Source organism: Streptomyces rimosus subsp. rimosus (genome assembly GCF_000720725.1).
Classification (GTDB): domain Bacteria; phylum Actinomycetota; class Actinomycetes; order Streptomycetales; family Streptomycetaceae; genus Streptomyces; species Streptomyces rimosus_A.
The window spans coordinates 1-16292 of record NZ_JOCQ01000149.1; the positions used below are offsets into that span (position 1 = coordinate 1).

Annotated in this window: 14 protein-coding genes and 1 tRNA gene; 9 read left to right on the top strand and 6 right to left on the bottom strand. The window is 74.9% G+C overall.

Annotation, left to right across the window (positions count from 1 at the left end; genetic code table 11):
• Together IH45_RS0139850 and IH45_RS0139855 are read right to left on the bottom strand one after the other, a co-directional pair.
• Nucleotides 1–1389: sensor histidine kinase (locus tag IH45_RS0139850; RefSeq protein WP_030680961.1), on the bottom strand; the 1389-nt coding region annotated here is incomplete at its 3' end.
• Nucleotides 1390–1501: 112 nt separating this feature from the next.
• Nucleotides 1502–2194, bottom strand: coding sequence for a response regulator transcription factor (locus tag IH45_RS0139855; RefSeq protein WP_030680963.1), 693 nt, complete (start codon nt 2192–2194; stop codon nt 1502–1504).
• A 197-nt stretch (nt 2195–2391) separates the two neighbouring features.
• Between IH45_RS0139855 and IH45_RS0139860 the strand changes: the two genes are divergently transcribed.
• Entirely contained in the window at nt 2392–2952 is a 561-nt protein-coding gene (locus IH45_RS0139860; RefSeq protein WP_030680966.1) for a hypothetical protein, read from the top strand.
• Between the two features lie 66 nt (nt 2953–3018).
• Here the strand turns inward: IH45_RS0139860 and IH45_RS0139865 are convergent, their stop codons facing one another.
• A complete protein-coding gene (locus tag IH45_RS0139865) occupies nt 3019–3885 on the bottom strand; it encodes a spermidine synthase (protein WP_030680969.1) in 867 nt (288 codons plus the stop codon).
• 71 nt (nt 3886–3956) lie between these two features.
• Nucleotides 3957–4517, bottom strand: coding sequence for a hypothetical protein (locus tag IH45_RS0139870; RefSeq protein WP_394298744.1), 561 nt, complete (start codon nt 4515–4517; stop codon nt 3957–3959).
• 232 nt (nt 4518–4749) lie between these two features.
• Between IH45_RS0139870 and IH45_RS0139875 the strand changes: the two genes are divergently transcribed.
• On the top strand, nt 4750–6297 hold the full coding sequence (locus IH45_RS0139875; protein WP_234440860.1) for a tetratricopeptide repeat protein: 1548 nt from the start codon (nt 4750–4752) through the stop codon (nt 6295–6297).
• A 55-nt stretch (nt 6298–6352) separates the two neighbouring features.
• Here the strand turns inward: IH45_RS0139875 and IH45_RS0139880 are convergent, their stop codons facing one another.
• Nucleotides 6353–6946: a histidine phosphatase family protein gene (locus tag IH45_RS0139880; protein ID WP_030680974.1), complete on the bottom strand. Its 594-nt coding sequence runs from the start codon at nt 6944–6946 to the stop codon at nt 6353–6355.
• Between the two features lie 331 nt (nt 6947–7277).
• Here IH45_RS0139880 and IH45_RS0139885 point away from each other — a divergent pair, with 331 nt between their 5' ends.
• From IH45_RS0139885 to IH45_RS0139915, 7 genes are all read left to right on the top strand, one after another.
• On the top strand, nt 7278–8318 hold the full coding sequence (locus tag IH45_RS0139885) for a phosphatase PAP2 family protein (RefSeq protein WP_030680977.1): 1041 nt from the start codon (nt 7278–7280) through the stop codon (nt 8316–8318).
• Nucleotides 8215–9570, top strand: coding sequence for a hypothetical protein (locus IH45_RS01000000144635; RefSeq protein WP_078898016.1), 1356 nt, complete (start codon nt 8215–8217; stop codon nt 9568–9570). The genes IH45_RS0139885 and IH45_RS01000000144635 overlap by 104 nt, the downstream gene beginning before the upstream one ends.
• Complete coding sequence (locus IH45_RS0139895) at nt 9561–11114, top strand: hypothetical protein (protein ID WP_030680983.1); 1554 nt, start codon at nt 9561–9563, stop codon at nt 11112–11114. The genes IH45_RS01000000144635 and IH45_RS0139895 overlap by 10 nt, the downstream gene beginning before the upstream one ends.
• 125 nt (nt 11115–11239) lie before the next feature.
• Nucleotides 11240–12568, top strand: coding sequence for an AAA domain-containing protein (locus tag IH45_RS0139900; protein ID WP_030680986.1), 1329 nt, complete (start codon nt 11240–11242; stop codon nt 12566–12568).
• Between the two features lie 241 nt (nt 12569–12809).
• The gene (locus tag IH45_RS0139905) at nt 12810–13196 is read left to right on the top strand and encodes a hypothetical protein (protein ID WP_030680989.1); all 387 of its coding nucleotides are present in this window, start codon (nt 12810–12812) and stop codon (nt 13194–13196) included.
• Nucleotides 13197–13505: 309 nt separating this feature from the next.
• On the top strand, nt 13506–14333 hold the full coding sequence (locus tag IH45_RS1000000145695; RefSeq protein WP_234440861.1) for a hypothetical protein: 828 nt from the start codon (nt 13506–13508) through the stop codon (nt 14331–14333).
• Nucleotides 14334–14402: 69 nt separating this feature from the next.
• Nucleotides 14403–14476 (top strand) — tRNA-Lys (locus IH45_RS0139915).
• A gap of 75 nt (nt 14477–14551) precedes the next feature.
• On the opposite strand, the gene IH45_RS0139920 is transcribed toward IH45_RS0139915, so the two are convergent.
• Nucleotides 14552–15802, bottom strand: a complete 1251-nt coding sequence (locus IH45_RS0139920) for a M6 family metalloprotease domain-containing protein (protein WP_030680996.1) — start codon at nt 15800–15802, stop codon at nt 14552–14554.
• Between the last annotated feature and the right edge of the window lie 490 nt (nt 15803–16292).

The window sequence follows — 16292 nt, forward strand, 5'->3', positions numbered from 1 at the left end:
GCCCAGGCGCCGCCCCAGCCGACGGCGCAGCCGGTGCCCCGTGTGCCGTCGGCGCCCCGCGCGCGCCCTCCGGGCGCCGTCCAGCGCCAGCCACACCCGTACCTCCGTGCCGCCCAGTACGGACCGGCCCAGGCGTACGTCCCCGCCGGTCGACTCCGCCAGCCGCCGCACGATGTCCAGGCCCAGCCCGGTGGATCCGTCCCCGCCGTCCCCGTGGCCGCGCCGCAGGGCCGCGTCCGGGTCGGCGATGCCCGGTCCGGCGTCCGAGACCAGCACGATCACCGCGTCCTCGGCGTTGTGCACGTCCACCGCGAAGGCGGTGCCCTCGGGGGTGTGGCGGAAGACGTTGCCGAGCATCGCGTCCAGCGCGGCGGCCAGCTCGGGGCGCGCGACGGGGACGCGTACGGGACGGTCCGCGCCCGCGACCCGCACCGTGCGCCCCTCGTCCTCCGCGAGCGCCGACCAGAAGTCCATCCGCTCCCGGATCACCTCGGCCGCGTCGCAGCCGGCCGCGGCGGCGGCCTGCTGGGCGTGCGCCTTCTGCTGGCGCGCGGTGCGGATGATCTGGTCGACCTCGCGCTCCAGCTGGGCGACCGCCTCGCGGGTCTGCTCGGCCACCGGGCCCTCACCGAGCGAGGCGGCGTTCAGGCGCAGCACGGTCAGCGGGGTCCGCAGGCGGTGGGAGAGGTCGGCGGCCAGCTCGCGCTCGTTGGCCAGGAGCTGGACGACCTGGTCCGCCATCGCGTTGAACGCGGCGGCGGCCGAGCGCAGTTCCTTGGGGCCGTCCTCCCGTACGCGGACGCCCAGCTTGCCCTTTCCGAGGTCGTGGGCGGCGCCGGCGAGACGTTCGGCGGGCCGCACCATACGGGTGCCCAGGCGGTCGGCGACGGCGACCGAGCCGACGATCAGGGCCAGGCCCACGCCCGCGAGCAGCGCCCAGGAGGTGCCGACGCCGTTGGTGAGCGCGGCGTCCGGCACGTACACCTCGACCACCGCGATACCGGAGGCCACGGCGGTGGGCTGGAGCAGCACGGAGCCGCCGGGCGCGGGCGCGATGGAGGCGCGGCCGAGGCCGACGGCGGCCTCGACGTCCGCGGGACGGGCCCGCCGGGAGCCGATTTCGGCGGGCCGGCCGCCCTTCTCGTCGGCCGGTACGTGCACGCCGATGTACCCGCCGGGCCCGCTCTCCGCGCTGGCGACGGCACGTTCCAGCTGGGTGTGGTCGGTGGTGATGGCCAGGACGGGGCCGATGGTGGCCGCCTGCCGTTCGGCGTTGGAGAACGCGCGGTCCTTGGCCATCTCCTTGACGACGAGCCCGAGCGGTACGGCGAACGCCACCACGACCATCGCGGTGACGGCCAGGCATACCTTGACCAGGGCCCATCTCACGGCAGAAGCTCCCGCGGATGCGGATACGGACGCGGATACGCCGGGAATTCCCCGTCGCGCGCGGGCGGCTCCGGCGCGTGCGCCGCCCGGCCGCGCCCGCTCCGGGCGCGCCTCACAGCGGGGGCTCCAGCTTCACGCCCACTCCGCGCAGGGTGTGCAAGTACCGGGGCCGTGCGGCCGTTTCGCCCAGTTTGCGGCGCAGCCAGGAGAGGTGGACGTCGATGGTCTGGTCGTCGCCGTACGACTGCTGCCAGACCTCGGCGAGCAGCTCCTTGCGGGGCACGACGACGCCCGGGCGGCCCGCGAGGAAGGCGAGCAGGTCGAACTCGCGGCGGGTCAGGTCGAGTGCCGTTCCGTCGAGTTCGGCCTGCCGGCGCAGCGGGTCGATGCTGAGCCCGCCCACCTGGAGCACCCGGGAGGGCGGTTCGCCGCCCGCGGCAGCGCCCCGGGAGCGGCGCAGCACCGCGGCCATCCGGGCGGAGAGGTGTTCCACCGAGAACGGTTTGGTGAGGTAGTCGTCGGCGCCGTCGTTCAAGAGCCGGACGATCTCGGCCTCGTCGTCCCGCGCGGTCGCGATGATCACGGGTACGTCGGTGATTCCGCGCAGCATCTTCAAGGCCTCGGCCCCGTCCAGGTCGGGCAGGCCGAGATCCAGGATGACGACGTCGAAGCCGACATGGGCCACCTCGCGCAGCGCCTCAAGAGCCGTACCGACGCTGCGTACCGTGTGGGACGCCTCGGTCAGATGCCGGATGAGGGCCGAGCGCACGAACTGGTCGTCCTCGACCACGAGCACACTTGCCATGGGCGGCACCGTACGCCATGAGCGTGCTTTTCCTTACGCGAGGTTGACGCGGAAGGCGGCTGCTCCGGCCCCCTTTCGACGGGTCTCGACCGCCGTCCCCGGCCCGTCCCGGATCGTCCTGCCACACCGTCTATGTCCCGCTCGTACCGGGCCACCGCCCTCTGCCGGGCCCCGGCTCGTGGTGCAGTATGAGCCGGATGCACAGAGGACTGGTTCACACGGCGGCCTGGACGATGGCGACGGGCGCCGCCGTCACGCTGTCGTGGTTCGGCGTGCACACCGTGCTGGCCGGTACGGCGTACGACCCGCCGCGCGCGCTCCCGCTCTCCGACCACACGCCGTCCGCGCACCCCGGGACCGACGGCGGGCTCTCGCCCCGGGCCTCCTCCACGCACCGCCCCAAGCCCTCCGGTTCCCCGTCCGCCCGCCCCGGATCGACCGCGAAACCGGCCGCCCCCTCCAAGGAGTCCGGCGGCAGCGGTTCCGGAAGCGGTCCGCACCCGCCCGGCGGTGACACCCCGACCACCACGAGCGGCACCGTCAAGAGCTTCGACACCGCGGGCGGCCGGGTGGTCCTCGACATGGGCACCCGGTCGGCCGAACTGGTGTCGGCCACCCCGGACGCGGGCTGGCAGATGCAGGTGTGGCAGCAGAACGAGTGGATCCGGGTCGACTTCACGGGAGGTACGGGGCAAACGTCGGTCTTCTGCACCTGGAACGGCCACCCGCCGCAGGTTCAGACGGACACCCACGCTTGAGGCTTGCCGGGTTGCCCGTCATCCCCCGTCATCCCCCCTTAGCGCAGACGCACCCGTGAATCAGCCTCACTTGAAGACGGCGGGCGGCGGGGACGGCGAGTCCACCGCGGTCGCGTCCGTCACCGGCTGCGCTCCCCCGGTGAAGTCCAGCAGCGCGCGCCCGTGTTCGACGCGGCCCTGCTGCGGGTCGGTCGCTGCCCGCCGGGTCAGCTCGGCGACGGGGAGTTCTCCGGTGGCGGCGAGCAGGACGGCGTTGCCGAAGCGCTTGCCCCTCAGGACGGCCGGGTCGGCGGTCAGGCACAGTTCGGGGAAGACCGTACGGACGGTGGCGATCTGCGCCCGTACGAAGGCCAGCGGCGGGCCGTCGGCGAGGTTGGCCGCGTACCAGCCGCCGGGCCGGAGCGCCCGCGCGACGTCCGCCGCGAACTCGGTGCTGGTCAGGTGCGCCGGGGTGCGGGCGCCGCGGAACACGTCCGCGATCACCAGGTCCGCCCAGCCGTCCGGGATCTTCGCGAGCCCCGCGCGGGCGTCCGCGCCGCGCACCCTGATCCGCCAGCCGGGGTCCAGCGGCAGTTCACGGCGGACGAGTTGGACCAGTGGCGCGTCGATCTCGACGGCCTGCTGGGTCGAGCGGGGGCGGGTGGCCGCGACGTAGCGCGCCATGGTCAGCGCGCCGCCGCCCAGATGCACGACCTGGAGGGGCCGGCCGGGCGGCGCGGCGAGGTCGACGATGTGGCCGAGCCGGCGCTGGTACGCGAAGTCCAGGTACGTCGGGTCGTCCAGGTCCACGTGCGACTGCGGGGCGCCGTCGAGCAGCAGCGTCCAGCCGCGCGGCCGGTCACGGTCGGGGCGCAGCTCGGCGACGCCGCCGTCCACGGTTTCCACCACGGGCTCGGGTCCCGTACGGGACCGGCCGCGCCTGCTCTTCGCCATGCCTCCAGTATGCCGCGTATGCGCAGGTCAGCATGGGCTCGGTGGAAGCTGTGGACGCACCGGCGGCAGGCTCAGCGGCAGCGGTCGACGGCCTCGATCGTGCGGGCCGCCTCGCCGAGGGCCTCGCGCAGGACCACGGGGTCGGTGGCCGTGCCGCACGCGCCGTCCGGGGACACCAGCCAGTCGGTGCCCGCGACGGGCGGCTCGACGGGGGCGCCGTCGGCGGTCTGCGCGCCGTGCGCGGGCACTTCGCGCCCGTACGTCTGCGTACACGCGCTGCCCGGCAGGTCCCAGCCGTCGGCCGTGCCCGGCGGGACCAGGAAGCCGAGGGTGTCGCACGCGCCGTCGTGCAGGACCGGGCCCACACCGGCGCGCAGCCGCAGGATGTCGACCGCCTCCAGGCCCTGGCGGGCCGGCACGGTCACCAGGTCGCAGGTCCGCGGCGCCTCGGGCAGGACGCTGCGCTCCGTGGAGGGCCAGCGCCGGTCCACGGCGGGTGAACCGTGGCCCGGCGCCCGGCCGTTCGGGTGCGCCGCGCGGCCGGTGCGCGCGCTGCCGCCGTGCGCCGCCCCGGCGGCACCCGGCTCGCCGCCGACGGCAGTCCTGACCTTGGCCACGCCGGTCTCCCGCACGCGAACCCCTCCTCTGCACGCGCCGCTCCCTTTACGTGCTGTTCAACGTCCGGACACGTCGACGGCTACGGCGGCAGGACACTGCAATGAATGGCACTTCATGGCGGATCGTGCGTGAGATATCCGGTTTGTAGCCAAACTCTGCGTGTCGGCGAGGTCACAGCTAGTACGGTTCGTTCCGCCGCACCGCCAGGCCGCGGCACCGCCACGGAGATGGCACGGAGGGTCTGCCATGGCGCCCCAGCCAGCCGCGGGACCAGCGTCGTCCCGGCACGTCCCGGCACAGCCGAACCACGCCTTCCGGCAGTTGCGCGGGCGGCTCTCGCCGGGGGAGTTCGCGGCGTCGGTGCGCCGCGCCGCCCGCGAGATCGGGGAGCAGGTCGCGTGCGACGCCCGGTACGTGGGCCGCGTCGAGGCCGGGGAGATCCGTTGCCCGAACTACGCCTACGAACGGGTGTTCCGCCACATGTTCCCCGGGCTCACGCTCGCGGACATGGGGTTCGCGCCGCGCGAGACGGTGCGCGGACGGCGGGCCCGTACGGCCGTGGACGGCGGCGCACCGGCGTCCGGCGGCCCTTCAGGAGCCGGGCCCGGGCCCGAAGACCCCGCTACCCGCATCGAGACCGGCAAGGAGAGCGACGTGCAGCGTCGCACGTTCATCACCGGCGGCCCGGCCGCCGCCCTGGGGCTCGCCGCGCTGCCCCCGTTCGCCCCGGAGGCCGCCGCCGGCCCCCGCGTACCGGCCGGCCGCCCGGTGGACGGCCCCGGGCGGGCCGGTTCGGCCGAGGCCGCGGCGGTCGAGGAGGCGGTGCGCCGCATCCGGCTGCTGGACGACCGGCACGGCGGGGAGGGCCTGTACCGGCGCGCCGCGCAGCCGCTGCGCACCGCGTACGAACTGCTGGACGCCGAGGTGCACCGCCGATCCGTGAGCGACCGCCTGCACGCGGGCGCGGGCGAGCTGGCCATCTCCGTCGGCTGGCTGGCGCACGACTCGGGCCGGTTCGGCGACGCCCGGTCGCACTACGCCGAAGCGCTGGCGACGGCCCGGGTCGCCGGTGACGCCGCCCTGGAGGCGCACGCGTTCTGCAATACGTCCTTCCTGGCGCGCGACGCGCACCGCCCCCGGGAGGCCGTGCGCGCGGCGCAGGCCGGGCAACTGGCCGCCCGGAGTCTGGGATCGCCGCGTCTGCTGTCGCTCCTGGCGCTCCGCGAGGCGGGCGGGTGGGCGGGGCTGGGCGACCGCCGGAGCTGTGAACGGGCGCTGGTGCGGGCGCAGCAGCTGTTCGACGAGGGGCCGTCCGACGGCGATCCCGAGTGGATGTCGTTCTACGGCGAGGCGGAGCTGGCCGGCCTTGAGGCGCAGTGCTGGTCGGCGCTGGACGAGCAGGGGCGCGCGGCGACGCTCGCGCGCCGGGCGGTGGCGCTCCAGGACGCGCACTTCACGCGCAACATCGCCTTGTTCACCGCAGAGCTGGCGGGCGATCTCGCGCTCAGCCGGGCCCCCGAGGAGGCCGCGGCGGCCGGAACGCGGGTGCTGGTGCTCTTGCAGGACGTCCGGTCGGCCCGTATCCGGACGATGCTGGACGCGACGGCGCGCGCGCTGCGGACGTACCGCGGTGGTACGGGAAGCGCGGCCGACGCGGTGGCCGCCTTCCTGGACCGGCACGCCGCCGCCCGGCCACCGGCCTCCCGGAAGCCGGTCCGGCAGGGGGCGCGGCGGACGGGCGGCGCGCTGCCGGAGCAGCGGGGGGACGGGGAGGCCGGGGCGTATACGGCGTGAAGGCGGGACGTACGGCATGGCAGCCACGCCCCGGCGTCAATCACAGCCCGGCGGCTCAGCCCAGGTGGCCGGTGTCGTTCCAGCGCTCGATGGCCGGCTCTCCGTACGCCCAGCCCAGCACCGACAGGGACGTCGGCTCCAGGCGGATGCGGGCGGCGAAGGAGACGTCCAGGCCGAGCCAGCGGGCGCCCAGGGAGCGCAGGATGTGGCCGTGCGCGAAGACCAGCACGTCGCGGTCTGCCGAGCGCGCCCACGCCACGACCTCGTCGGCCCGCGCCGCGACCTCGGCCAGCGTCTCGCCCTCGGGCACGCCGTCGCGCCAGATGAGCCAGTCCGGGCGGCCCGTCTTGATCTCGGCGGGCGTCAGGCCCTCGTACGCGCCGTAGTCGACCTCCATCAGCGCGTCCCAGTCCTGTGCCCGGTCGCCGAAGCCGGCCAGCGCGCAGGTCTCCTTGGCGCGCACCAGGGGGCTGGTGCGGACCTCGACGTCCGGAAGGCCGTTCCAGGGGGCGCGGTGCAGCCGCTCACCCAGGAGCTTGGCGCCGCGACGGCCCTCCTCCAGGAGCGGAATGTCCGTACGGCCGGTGTGCTTGCCGGACAGGGACCACTCCGTCTGCCCGTGCCGGGCCAGCAGAATGCGCGGTGCCATGGGGAATACCTCTGGCCGATCGCTCGGCTCTTCCGTCCTCGGAGCCCACATCGGAGCTCGGTTTCGCTCGACTGTCGCTCGACTCTTGGCGTGTCCCGCCGCGCTAGTTGATCGACTCTTGTCGCTTTCTGACGCTGTCCGTCCGTTCCATCATCGCGCACCGGCCCGCGGTGCCGGACGCGGCCCCTCCCGCTCCGCGGCAGCGAGCCATACAGCGTACAGTGGAAGGTCGGCGCCTTCGCGCCGACGGGTGCCGCCCCGCACCGCGCACCCCTCGCACCAGGCCCGCGACCGATCCGCCACGGGCCACGCATGTTGGAGAACGACCAGGATGGACGCCGCAGCACGCCGCCCCGCGGCAGCCGGCAGCCGGCCGCGGTGGTGGACGGAACTGCCACTGCTCGCCCTCGTGTACGCGGCCTACTCCGCGGGCCGGCTCGTGGCCCGGGGCGACGCCCACTCCGCCGCCGGGCACGGGCAGACGATCCTGCGGTGGGAGGAACTGCTGCGGATCGATCCGGAGCGCGCGCTGAACCGCTTCTTCACCTCCACGCCCGCCCTCGGCATACCCGCCGACTTCGCGTACGCCTCGCTGCACTACCTGGTCACGCCCGCCGTCCTGATCTGGCTCTGGCACCGGCGTCCCGCGCACTACCGGACGCTGCGTACGTGGCTCATGCTGGCCACGCTCATCGGACTGATCGGCTTCACGCTCCTGCCGACCGCGCCGCCGCGCCTGCTGGACACGGGCAGCGGCTTCGCGGACACCATGGCGCAGTTCTCCTCGTACGGCTGGTGGGGCGGCGACGCGAGCGCGCCGCGCGGGCTCGGCGGCATGACGAACCAGTTCGCGGCGATGCCCAGCCTCCACGTGGGGTGGGCGCTGTGGTGCGGGGCGGTCCTGTGGAAGCACGGCCGGTCGCGGCCGACGCGAGCCCTCGCGGTGGCGTATCCGCTGGTCATCGCGCTGGTGGTGATGGGCACGGCCAACCACTACCTGCTGGACGCGCTCGCCGGTACGGCCGTGATGGGGCTGGGCCTGCTGCTGACGCGCCCGGCGCTGCGGCTCGCGGATCGGGTGCGTGGGGTGGTGACGGGTGCGGCGGACCCAGGCACGGGTTCCTCTTCGGGCCGCCTGAGCGGTTCCGTGGCGCCCGTGACGGCTGGCTCGGGCGCGGGTTCCTCTTCGGGCCGCTTGAGCGGTTCCGTGGCGCCCGTGACGGCGGGCACACCCGCGCATGTCAGTGCCGGATGCGAGACTTCCGCGGGTGAACTCATTCCGCGACAGCCGACCCGCCGCGGCCGACCGACCGCCGCGGCAGCCGCCTCCGCTGCCGCAGCCGACGACGGGGCTGCGACAGCGGCTCAGTGAGCTGCGCGGCCCCGGCGTGCGGCCGCGGCCGCTGGACGCCCGCGCGCTCGCCGCGCTGGCCGCCAACCCGGGCTGCCGCCGCCGGTCCCTGCTGGACGGCGCCGGGGTCGACAAGGCGGCGCTCGCGGGGGCTCTCGGGTCGCCCGCGCCCTTCGGGCAGTCGCAGTTCGCCCTGGCCCGGGGCAATTCGTTCGAGGCCCGTGTGAAGGCGGACGACGGCGTGGACCTGATGCGCCTGCTGCACGAGCGCATGGATTCCGGCGCGGCGGCGCCCGAGCCCGGCGGGGTCGCTGTCCCCGACCTGTCCGCCGCCGGTCCCGAGGGACGTGCCGCCCGTACGGCCCTGGCGTTGCGCGAGGCCACCGCCGCCGGCGGCTGGACGCTCCTGGACCACCCGATGCTCACCCTGGAGGTGGCCGGTTCGCCCGCCTATCTGGAGCCGGACGCGGTCGTGGTGCATCCGGACGGCGGCTGGACGGTCGTGGAGATCAAGTCCTTCCCGATGATCGACGGTGCCGCCGACCCCGCCAAGGTGGGCGCCGCGGCCCGGCAGTCCGCGGTGTACGTCCTGGCGCTGGAGCGGGTGGCCGCCCAGGTGGCCGCCGCGACCGGCCGTACGGTGCCGGTGCGCGACCAGGTGCTGCTGGTCTGCCCGAAGGACTTCGCGAACCTCCCCACCGCCGAAGCCGTCGACATCCGCAAACAACTGGCGACGACCAGACGCCAGTTGCGGCGCCTCACGCAGGTCGAGGAGATCGCCGGGCAGCTCCCGCCCGGCACGACCTTCGACCTCCGGCTCGCGGACGACGGCAGGACGGTGACGCGCTCCGCCGAGGAGCTGGCCGAGGCGGTGGACGCGGTCGACGCGGCGTACGCGCCGGAGTGCCTGGCCGCCTGCGAGCTGGCCTTCCACTGTCGTGGGCGGTCCCGCGCCGCGGGCGCGGTGGAGTCGCTGGGCCGCGGGGTGCGCGGCGAGCTGGGCGGGCTGCGTACGGTCGGGGAAGTGCTGGAGGCGGCGGGTACGGAGCGCGCGGACGGCTGTACGGGGACGGGCGCGGACGACCAGGGGAGCGCGGACGGCCACCCGGATACCGAGTCCTCGCCCGACGCCCCCGCCGCCGAAGCCCTGCGCCGCGCGGCTGCCCTCCGTACCGAAGCCCTGGCCGCCGCCCGCCGTGCACAGGCGGAGCCGCACGGCCCCGATGGCGCCCCGGCCGTCGAAGACGCCGTGGAGGAGGCCCCATGTCGTTGATCGAAGTACTCGCCAGGATGGAGGCCGTGGTGGCGGGGCGCGCCCAGCCGCTGGCCACGGTCCGGCATCGTCACCTGTCCGAACGGCCGCTGGTCTTCGTCCCGTTGACGACCGCGGGTGAGGCGGGCGCGCCGCTGGGCGCACTGGTCGGTACCGACCGTGAGAAGCCGCTGCTGCTCGCCGTGCCCCAGCCGCGCGACCGTGACCTGCGGTTCGCCTTCCTCGCCGAGCTGGCCGAGACCGTCCTGCCGTACGTCGACGGGTACGCGGACACCGTCGAGACGGAGCAGCGCAAGGAGACCGACCCGGAGACCGGCAAGAAGGTCGCGGTCGAGGTCGAGCTGTGCGCGGACGCGCCGCAGGTGATCGTGCCGAGCGCGGCGGGCGTGGAGTACGTACGGCTGCTGGGCCGGTCCATGCGGTTCCGGCGGACCGCCGAGCAGGAGCCGGACACCCCGCATCCGGCGCCACCCCATGTGCCGCTGCTCGGCCGCTGGTTCACGCACTTCGGCGAGCGGGCCCGGGTGCCGGGCGCGAGCCTGCTGCTGCCGATGACCGGGCTGCTCGCCCGCCACTGGGCGACCGGCCAGAGCAACCTGGAGGACCAGCACCTGGGCGCGCTGCTCGCCTGGATCGACCCGCCCGAGGGCGAGCACGGCGCGGCGGCCGCGGAGCGCGCCGAGACCGCGCGGGACGCGGACGGCCAGTTGCTGTGCCCGCCGGCCGGCCCGGCCACGGACCCGGCCTTCGACAACAAGCACCTCGCCCCGGCGATGGCCCGTTACGACGCCGGGCTGCCCGGCGCCGAGGACGAGATCCGCGAGCTGGTCGAGAGCCGGCTGCGCCCCACCTGGGACGCCGTGTGGCACGGCATCGACCTGCTGCGGGCCCTGCCGGAGGGCACCCGGGTGGCCGACCGGTGGAGACGCGACCGCTGGTCGTACACCTCCCACCGCGACCGGGTGCGGGCCGGTGAGCCGCCGCAGCCCAAGCGGGACGACGCGATCACGGCCGCGCGGAAGCTGTCCTCCCGGGAGACCGCCCAGGCGCAGCTGGACGCCCAGGAGGCGCTGGACGACCCGCTGGTCATGGCGGCGCGGCGGCTCGCCGGGGAGGCCCTGGTGGGCGAGGTGACCGGGGTGGAGATGGCGTATTCGCAGGGCAAGCGGCCGATGCCGCGCCCGTTGGTGACGCTGTGGACGGAGGACCGGCCGCAGCTGGCCGAGGGCGGCAAGCTGTACCGGCCGCTGCCGGACGGCAGGAGCCAGCCGGCGGAGTTCGTCGCGTACACGGCGGACGGACCGTCCGGGCTGGTCGTGCGGCTGACCGGCGGGATGGGGCGGGGCAAGGCCCCGGAGCCCGGGTCGGTGCCCGAGCCCGGCGACCAGGTGTGCTGGACCCTGTTCGAACACCAGCCGCGGGGCGGTCCGGAGCTGCCCGACCCCGAGGACACGCCGTGGACGCACGGCGGCCCGCCCGCCGACGACGGCGGTGCTCTGCCCGTCGACCTGCCCGATCCCGTCACCGCGGAGGACTTCCTGTGACCGAGGCCCCTTCCGCTTCCGCGCCCTCCGGGGTGCCCGCCGCCCGGCGGCCGGACGGCGCGCCGCACTCCGGACCGGGCGCGGCGCCTTCCGCCCCGGGTGCGGCACCTTCCGCCCCGGGTGCGGTGCCCTTCGACCCCGGCGCGGCGGCGGCCGAGGCCACCGACGCGATCGTGCACAGTACGCTGCACGGCACCCACCGCGGTGTCGTCGTGGACTCGCCGCCCGGCGCGGGCAAGTCCACGCTGGTGGTGCGGGCGGCCCGCGAACTGGCCGCGGCCGGGCGCCCGTTGATGATCGTCGCGCAGACCAACGCGCAGGTGGACGACCTCGTCCTGCGCATCGCCGAGAAGGACCGGGAGCTACCGGTGGGGCGGCTGCACAGCAGTGAGCCGGGCGCGTTCGACCCGGCGCTCGCGGAGCTGCCCGCCGTCCGCACTTCCGCCAAGATCAGCGACCTGGCCGGGCTGGACATCGTCGTCTCGACGGCCGCCAAGTGGGCGTACACGAAGGTCGACGAGCCGTGGCAGCACGCCATCGTGGACGAGGCGTACCAGATGCGCTCGGACGCGCTGCTCGCCGTGGGCGGGCTGTTCGAGCGGGCGCTGTTCGTGGGCGATCCGGGGCAGCTGGACCCGTTCAGCGTGGTGGGCGCCGACCAGTGGGCCGGGCTGGCCTACGACCCGTCGGCCAGCGCCGTGACGACCCTGCTGGCGCACAACCCCGGCCTGCCGCAGCACCGGCTGCCGGTGTCGTGGCGGCTGCCCGCCTCCGCCGCGCGGCTGGTCTCCGACGCGTTCTACCCGTACACGCCGTTCCGCAGCGGTACGGACCACGGCGACCGCCGGCTCGCCTTCGGTGTGCCCTCGGACGGCTCGGGCGTGGACCGCGTCCTGGACGAGGCCGCCGAGTCCGGCTGGGGCCTGCTCGAACTCCCCGCCCGGCACACCCCGCGCACGGACCCGGAGGCGGTGCACGCCATCGCGCAGGTGGTACGGCGGCTGCTGGAGCGGGGCGGCGCGGCGACCAGCGAGCGCTCCCCCGACCCCGCGCCGCTGACCGCCGACCGGATCGCGGTCGGCACGGCACACCGTGACCAGGCGGCGGCGGTACGGAGCGCGCTGGCCGGGCTCGGCGTCAGCGGGGTGGCGGTGGACACCGCCAACCGCCTCCAGGGACGGGAGTTCGACGTCACGGTCTTCCTGCACCCGCTCTCCGGCCGCCCCGACGCGACCGCCTTCCACCTGGAAACCGGCCGCCTGTGCGTCCTCGCCTCCCGGCACCGGCACGCCTGCATCGTCGTCTGCCGCGCGGGCGTCGCCGACCTGCTGGACGAGCACCCGTCCGCGGAACCGGTCCAACTGGGCGTCACGGTGAAGTTCCCGGACGGCTGGGAGGCGAACCACGCGGTACTGGCACATCTGAACGAGCACCGGGTGGCATGGCGGCCGTGACCGGCTGTCCGGCATCCGTCCGGTCCGGCCCGCCCGCAGGGGCGCCCGCGGGGGCGCCCGCCCTTCAGCACGGCGCACTTTCGCCCTCGCGCGCGGCGTACGGTCGTACGGTGGCGGTGCGAGGCGCATCGTCAGGCGCGCGTCGAGTGGTGCGCCCCGCCCGGCCGGACGGGCGCATCCTCAGGCGCACTTGCGCGGCGCGGGACAATGGAACGCGGCACACGATCCAGGAGGTACGTACATGTCCGAGCCGCAACCGGCTCCCGACCCGCGCGGGACGGCCCCGGCGCCCCGGCGCCTGAAACCGGCTCCGCTGCTCTTCGAGCCTCCGGAGGCCACGTCCGACCCCGAGCACTTCTTCGGCCTGGAATCTCTTGAGGACCCCAAGGAACTGCTCACCCGCGCCACGGAGCTGACGCTCGCCTTCCGCGCGGCGGCGGACCGGGCCACGGAGTTCCAGGCGATGGCGGCGGCCCAGCTCGCCGACCCCAAGCGCTTCGACCGGCTGCCGCTCGCCGTGATCGCGGAGCGCGCCGGCTGGACCGAGGACTACGCCGCGAAGATGGTCGAGTTCGGCCGTGGCCTGCTGCGCAGCAGCGGCGGCAACCGCCTCGATCCCACGGACTGAGAGCCGGTATCCGACCGGGGCCGACGGTCGACAGTCGGCAGCCGACAGGCGGCATCCGCCCCGGTGCGGGCCGGGGGCGGACGCCCGTACGGCGACCGCGCTCCGGAGGCCAGCGCCCGTACGGCACCGGCACCGCGCCTCGGGAGCCGACACCTCCGCCCCCGGACCAGCCCGGCCCATGATCACCCCCCGCGATCATGGGCCATTGGCATATGCGGCCGCGGAAACATACCCCACACCGCCCCGTCCTGTCCCGATTTCGGCCATTCCGCAGAAACGGAACACCACCCACCGGTAAACCTGGGCCGTATGAGCGACTGGCCCTCCGAGCACCCCCGCCGACCCTCCCCCGCCACGTTCCACACCGCGTCGTACGTCACCCTCGCCGGCGCCGACTGGCTCGCCTCCGCCGATCCGTGCCCGGAGAGCGTGCACGCCCGGTGGGCGGCCTGTCCGGACGCGCCGAGCACGCTTCCGTGCGGCACCGTCTTCGACGTGATCAACGCGCCCGCGCTTTTCGGGCGCGACCTGGTGGACCGGTTATGGACCGTGGGGCCCGGGTCCGGGCCGGTCGCCACCCACCGCGGACGCATCCTGCTGTTCGCCGAGCCCGGCACGGCCCGGCGGCTGCCCGCCCTGCTCGGCTGGGAGGAGTGGTCCGGTTCCGTACCGCCGCTGCTGTGCCACGGCACCGGCGACGCGGTGACCGTCCCGCCCCTCTTCCCGCACCGCCCGCCGCGGCCCGATCCCCCGTACGGCCCCCCTGCCACCCCTACCGGCGGACACCGGCCCCACCGGTCACCCGGCACCCACACCACCGCCCCGGAGGCCGCCGCCCCGGAGGCCCGCCCCCCAGATTCCGACTTCCCGGAGGCCGGTCTCCCCGAGCCCGACCCCCCGGACGCAACCTCCCGCTGGCTGGTCGCCCCCGACGTACGCCATCCGTGGCTGCCCGGCCCCGGCACGCTGCTCTGGGCCTGCATACGGGCTGCCCGCCGCGGCCGCACCGGCGGGGCGGAGCCGGTGGCCGACGCGCCGGACTACTCCCCCGCCGGCCCTGTGACCAGCGCCACCACCGCCCCGGCACCCCTGAGCCGACCCCTCTCGGGGCCCGCCGCGCCCCGCTCACACCGCTGAAGGGACCGGCTCCGCGGAATCGATTTTTGCGCCACCCGATCAGGATGCTAATGTTTTCCACGTCAGCAGGCGCCGCTAGCTCAGTTGGTTAGAGCAGCTGACTCTTAATCAGCGGGTCCGGGGTTCGAGTCCCTGGCGGCGCACCGACAGAAGAAGGCCCCCACCTCGGTGGGGGCCTTCTTCGTGCGCTCGCGGGCGTGCGCTTACGGGGCGGGGACTCAGCGCCGTCCGACCTTGACCGTCCAGTCCCCCGAGGACGACCGTCCGTACACCTGCACCCGCACCCCGTCCTCCGCGACATCCAGGCTCTCCCCCTCGCCGAGCGGCGCATCAGCGAGCTGCGGGTAGACGGAAGTCCCCCAACACGCCTCGGTACCGGGGTGACCGTCCAGGACCTCCACCGGACCGCTCCCGGACGCGGTCTCGCTGCGCACGCGGTAGACCAGCACGCCCTCGGTGCACATGTCGCGGTCGTTGCCCATCGCGCCGCGCGCCTCGACGGCCAGCGCGCTGCGCGGCCCGGTGCGTACGACCAGCAGCCGCGACCGCCGCTCGTCGCCCGGCTCCATGGGCGCCGACAGCGGCCGCAGCGTGTGGACGGCGTCACGCCGCTCCCTGGCCGGGGAGACGCACGTCACCTGGCGGCCGCGCAGCCAGCCGAGCTTCCACTTGTGCCAGCCGAAGGGGTCGGGGGCCAGCCCGAACTGGCTGCCCATGAGGTCCCAGTCGCCGACGTACGTGTCCCAGTCGCCCTTGCCGTCCCGCGGCCGGTGGTAGAGGTCCGGCAGGTCGAAGACGTGGCCGGTCTCGTGGGCGAGCACGTTGCGGTCCGGCGGGCTCTGCTCGAAGACGGTGACGAACCGGCTCAGGTCCGCGTCGTCGGCGCGCAGCGGCCGGTCGAGGTTGACGACCTTGGTGGCGTCGGAGTCGACGCCCGGCGCGTCCGGGTCGGCGACGAGGTAGACCACGTCGTAACGGCTGAAGTCCACCACGCCGTCGGCGGCGGCGACGGCGTCGCGCAGGTAGGCGCCGCGGCGGTCGGCGTCCCAGTCCCGTCGTATGCCGTACGAACTGGAGACCCGCGGCATCCGTACCCAGCGGCGCTGGATGTCGGGGCGCAGCGCGAAGCGGCCGTACGAGGCGCGCTCGAAGAAGCGGGAGGTGGACGGGAAGTAGTCGGCGGCCAGCTCGCGGGGGTCGGCGACCGGCTCGGAGTCCGGGAAGGACAGGAAGACCATGACGGCGTCGAGGGTGCGCGCGGGCCGCGGGTAGGCCCGGTTCCAGGTATCCAGGCCCTCGGAGTGGTGGGCGTCGGTACGGGCCAGCGCGCAGGGCAGGGCGCCCTCGGACGCGGTGGCGGGGCCCGTGATGACGGAGGTGGCTATGACCGCGCTGAGGGAGGTGGCCACCGCGGCCACCCGGCGCAGCACGTGGCGGTCGACCTCCGGAGGTTGCTGGGCGCGCGGCACATCGACCTCCCAGTACGGATTCGGGGCACCTTCACCACTTTGTGGCGATTCGCCGTTATCCGTCCTGTTCCGGGGCCCCAGACGAGTGACCGGCTCAACTCCCTGGCCCGTAACGGAAAGTCACTATCGATCGTTGACCGGATACGCACGAACACAGCCGGACGGAAATGGCCAAAGTTCCGCCATGGGTACCGATGATCACGGCTGCGTCGCTGGATAGGCCCTTGCGGCAGCCTCTATGATCGCCACACTTTCCAGCGCGGATTCCCCCCTCCATCACGAGACAAGCGCCATGCGGGAGCGAGCAGTGAGCGGATACCCCGGCGGCACGGGCCGCGCGCCCGGAACGACGCTCTCCGCGGTGACGGAGCGTAATGAACCGACCAATGAACCGGCCGAGGGCCAGGACGAAGCCCCCGGCCCCGCACACACCGCCGGCGCCGACGCGGCCGACGGCCCGGCCCGGCCCGGCGGGCGGCCCGGCCCGCAC